The sequence below is a fragment of the Okeania sp. SIO2B9 genome, assembly GCF_010672505.1.
GTDB lineage: Bacteria > Cyanobacteriota > Cyanobacteriia > Cyanobacteriales > Microcoleaceae > Okeania > Okeania hirsuta.
The window spans coordinates 1-4311 of the sequence record NZ_JAAHGK010000636.1; the positions used below are offsets into that span (position 1 = coordinate 1).

Here is a 4311-nt window from a genome sequence, read left to right on the forward strand (position 1 = left end):
TATCATTTTCTTTGTGGGTTTAATACCCCACCGTCAACGGGGGTGTTCACGCATTACTTGGGGGAGCGAATCCCCATGTAATTTTCCTCCTGTCTCCTGTCTCCTGTCTCCTGTCTCCTTCTTCAAAGCACTACGCAAATAGGTTATATAGTGTCCGGATTATCAGTGATAACAAAAACTTTATCCTTTTGAACCTTTCTTTCCCTTCTGCCTCTCTTGGTGCGCATTCCCTCTCTTGGTCAGCATTCCCTTGCGACTGGCGTCATCGCGGGGTCTGACCGCTTGCGTCTGTCGCCGACGCGGGATCGCACCGCTTCTGCCCTCTGCCTTCTGCTTTTAAGGCAAAATCTCTGTATTTGATGTTAATGAAAACTGCTATAAATTATCGAGATGTACTGACTAAATTTTATCGTTAGAAGAGTAGAAAAAAAAGATGAATTACTGCCTTAAAGAAAATTGCAAAAATCCTAATTCTCCACCAGAAGCTAGAATTTGTCTACCTTGTGGTTCTATGTTACTTTTAAAAGACCGCTATAGAGCCATTAAAATGATTGGTCAAGGAGGTTTCAGCAAAACTTATTTAGCAGTAGATCAAGACAAACCTTCTAAACCACCATGTATAATTAAACAATTTTATTTTATCTCACAAAATGAAGTAGATATAAAAAGAGGGATCGCTTTGTTTGAAAAAGAAGCAGAAAAATTAGATACTTTAGGAAAACATCCCCAAATAGCTGAATTATTAGCAAATTTACATGATGATTATTGTCAATATTTAGTCCAAGAATTTATACCTGGAAAAAACTTAGCTCAAGTTTTAGAAACAGAAGGAATATTTTCCGAATATCAAATTCGAGAACTATTAAATAGTCTGCTGCCAGTGCTAGAATTTATTCACTCCCACAACATTATTCATCAAGATATTAAACCTGAAAATATAATTCGTCGTTTACCATCAAATTCTGCTTATCAAGCAGGAATAAAAGGTCAATTTGTATTAGTAGATTTTGATGTAGCAAAACAGTTAACTGGAACTCCAATATTTAAACCAGGCACAATATTATGTACTCCCGAATATGTAGCTCCAGAACAACTAAAAGGTAGAGCAAATTTTGCCAGCGACCTATACAGTTTAGGCGTAACCTGTATCAATTTACTGACCAATATTTCTCCATTTAAACTATTTGATACTGGGGAAAATAAATGGGTATGGCGAGATTATTTAATCGATAATCCGATTAGCAAAGAATTGGGAAATATTCTCGATAAATTAATTACTGCAGCTACAAACAAACGTTATAAATCTGCTACAGATGTCTTAAAAGATTTGAAGTACGGGAAATTACCACCCCCACCTACACAATCTTTACTCCAATTTTCATTCCCAAAAATTTCTCTCAAAGATACAAATTATGTACCAGGATTACATCTTTATTCTTGGGGAAAACCTCAAACTATTTCCGGTCATTTAAGTTCAGTTTCATCAGTTGCTATTAGCCCAGATAATCAAATGATTGCTAGTGGTAGTTTTGACCGTACAATTAAATTATGGAAATTATCTACAGGAGAATTATTAGACTCTTTTATAGCTTCTAATATAGTTTTATCAATTGCTTTTAATCCTAAAAGTAATATCCTAGCTATTGGTAATGTTGGTGGAATTATTAATATTTGGGATTTAGCTACAGGTACCATAAGTTGCAGTTTATCCAGACATTCTAATTCTATTGTTTCAATGCCAGTAGTATTTAGCCCAAATGGAGATTTTATTGCCAGTGGCAGTGACAACCGGACTATTAAAATTTGGCATCAAAAAACTTGTCAACTTTTGTACAGCATCAAAAATTCTCGTGGCATTAATGTAGTTGCTTTTAGCCCCGATGGTAAAATTCTAGCTAGTGGTAGTAGTGACAATGTAATTAAATTATGGGAAGTAGAAACAGGTAATTTGATAGATAAATTAATCGGACATAGTAGAGATATTAATACAATTACTTTTAGTCCTGATGGTAAAATTTTAGTCAGTGGTAGTAGTGATAAAACAATTAAATTATGGTCTGTAGAAACAGGTAAATTAATCAAAACAATTACTGGGCATTCAGATTTAGTTAGGTCTGTAATTTGTTTAGATAAAAAAACAATAATTAGTGGCAGTGCAGATAAAACTATTAAGATTTGGCAGATGGAAACTGGAGAAGTTATTAAGACTTTGAACGGCCATACTAAGGATGTAAATTCTGTGGCAATTAGCGGTTATGATAATACAATTGTGAGTGGAAGTAGTTACAATACTGTCAAAATTTGGTGTTGTGAATAAAAGGGTAAGTCAGTGCTTTAAGTAAGGCTTACTTAATACATTTGAAACTTTGATTGATCGTGGTTTAGAGAACTATTAAAACTGCTAAAATTAGGAGACATACCCTACCTAATATTTTCAATATTTTCAGGTACGTCTTCCAGTAAAATAAAAAATAGTCGTTTGATAATGTGGAATTAATTGCCAAATAAAGCTTTGAGGTGCATACTTATACAAAAATAAATTATGAAGTTTTGATGAAGCTAGATTTGATAGTACAACTAGGAAGTTTAGGAGTGATAAAATAACTGGATTTTTGGGAAAAGATCAAGTAAAATAATTTAATATTGTGTAATCTAGCTGCGAGCGTAGTTGAAGGAAAAGTTAGGACATATCAAAAGTAAAACTTAGACAACGCCAAATTTTTCCCCTTTCCTTCTGCTATACTTTAGAGTTGAGCCTGAAACTGTTTCAAATCTCCCGGCGCAACTGTACCGTATTCTGTCATAATTCCTGCAATTAATTCCGCAGGGGTAACATCAAATGCTGGATTATAAAATTCTACTCCTTGCGGACAAATGCGTGTTTCTCCTACTTGATATATTTCCACTGCATCTCTCTGTTCAATTGGTATTTGACTACCATCAGATATTTTGAAGTCTATTGTTGATAAAGGTGCTGCCACAAAAAAGGGAATATTATGTGCCTTCGCAACAATAGCTAAACTATAAGTACCAATTTTATTAGCAGTATCTCCGTTAGCAGCAATTCTATCAGCTCCAACTACTACAGCATGAATTAAACCTTGTTTCATACAGTGAGCAGCCATATTATCGCTTATTAAAGTAACAGGAATACCTTCTTGCACGCATTCCCAAGTCGTGAGTTTTGCACCTTGGAGACGGGGACGAGTTTCATCCGCATAGACTTTCCCTAGTCTACCCCCTCCCCACGCTGAACTAAAGACATTTAAGACTGCAGTACCCGCCAAAGCACCAGCATTACAGTGAGTTAAAATGTTTAATTTTTCTGGAGAAGTCGGTAAAACTTCTATTGCGCGATCGCCAATATTTTTACAAGTTTGTAAATTGTCTGCTTGAATATTTTTAGCAGTTTCTAATAAAGCCGTTTGAATTTCTTCTACAGAGCTATTCGTTTCATTTGCTACTTTCAACATTCGTTCAATTGCCCAAAATAAATTAACAGCAGTTGGGCGAGTTTGTCGTAACATTACAGCCACTTCTTCTAACTGTTTTAAGAACTCATTTCTATCAGTTATAGAAATTTCTTTTGCCCCTAAATACATTCCATAAGCCGCTGATACACCAATAGCTGGTGCCCCACGAACTATCATTGTTTTAATAGCTCTTGCCATCTCCGTAGAGTTATTAATTTCTACAGTTTTATATTCTCCTGGTAGGCAAGTTTGGTCGATTAATACAACACGGTCATTTTGCCAAATAATCGGATTAACCTCTGTAATTTTAGACATCATAATTTTTCCCCATGTATCATAGATAATATCCAATTCAAATAAATAGTAGGTTGGGTTAAGCCACAGCGCAATCCAACAATTATAGTAATTTTAAATAGACATCTCCAATATTGAAGAAGGAGACAGGAGACAGGAGACAGGAGACAGGAGGAAAATTACTTATGGATTCTCACCCCAAGTAATTTTGAACACCGTGTAGACGGTGGGGTATTAAACCCACAAAGAAAATGATAAAAAATAAAATTAATTATCCCACAGAAATTATCAATTCTTTCCCCCTACTAATCCTTACCAAAAATTGTGGTTTAAAGCCTCCCCTTTGAAGGGCATAATAAAGAAAAATTTTCATGATTAGTCAATCCTATCCGTTTTAAAGGAGAGGTAATAATTAATTATTAATTATTAATTGTTGAATCCCTCTTTTGGAGGAGATGTCTAATTCTTCCTACCAAAATAATGAGTTAATAACTCATAGCTGATAGCTGATAGCTGACCGCTGAATGCTTGTACTTGTTGCCAA

General features: G+C 34.9%; 2 protein-coding genes. One reads left to right on the forward strand and one right to left on the reverse strand.

All coding sequences use genetic code 11. The features are described 5' to 3' along the window. The first annotated feature begins 433 nt into the window (after positions 1–433). The gene (locus tag F6K13_RS20565) at positions 434–2317 is read left to right on the forward strand and encodes a serine/threonine-protein kinase (protein ID WP_287288215.1); all 1884 of its coding nucleotides are present in this window, start codon (positions 434–436) and stop codon (positions 2315–2317) included. Between the two features lie 427 nt (positions 2318–2744). On the opposite strand, the gene mtnA is transcribed toward F6K13_RS20565, so the two are convergent. Continuing rightward, positions 2745–3791, reverse strand: coding sequence for an S-methyl-5-thioribose-1-phosphate isomerase (gene mtnA, locus F6K13_RS20570; RefSeq protein WP_124154527.1), 1047 nt, complete (start codon positions 3789–3791; stop codon positions 2745–2747). Positions 3792–4311 lie beyond the last annotated feature (520 nt).

What these genes read in the sequence shown, in the direction of transcription:
- F6K13_RS20565 (WP_287288215.1), top strand. Translation starts at nt 434, where the DNA reads ATGAATTACTGCCTTAAAGAAAATTGCAAAAATCCTAATTCTCCACCA.
- mtnA (WP_124154527.1), bottom strand. Translation starts at nt 3,791, where the DNA reads ATGATGTCTAAAATTACAGAGGTTAATCCGATTATTTGGCAAAATGAC.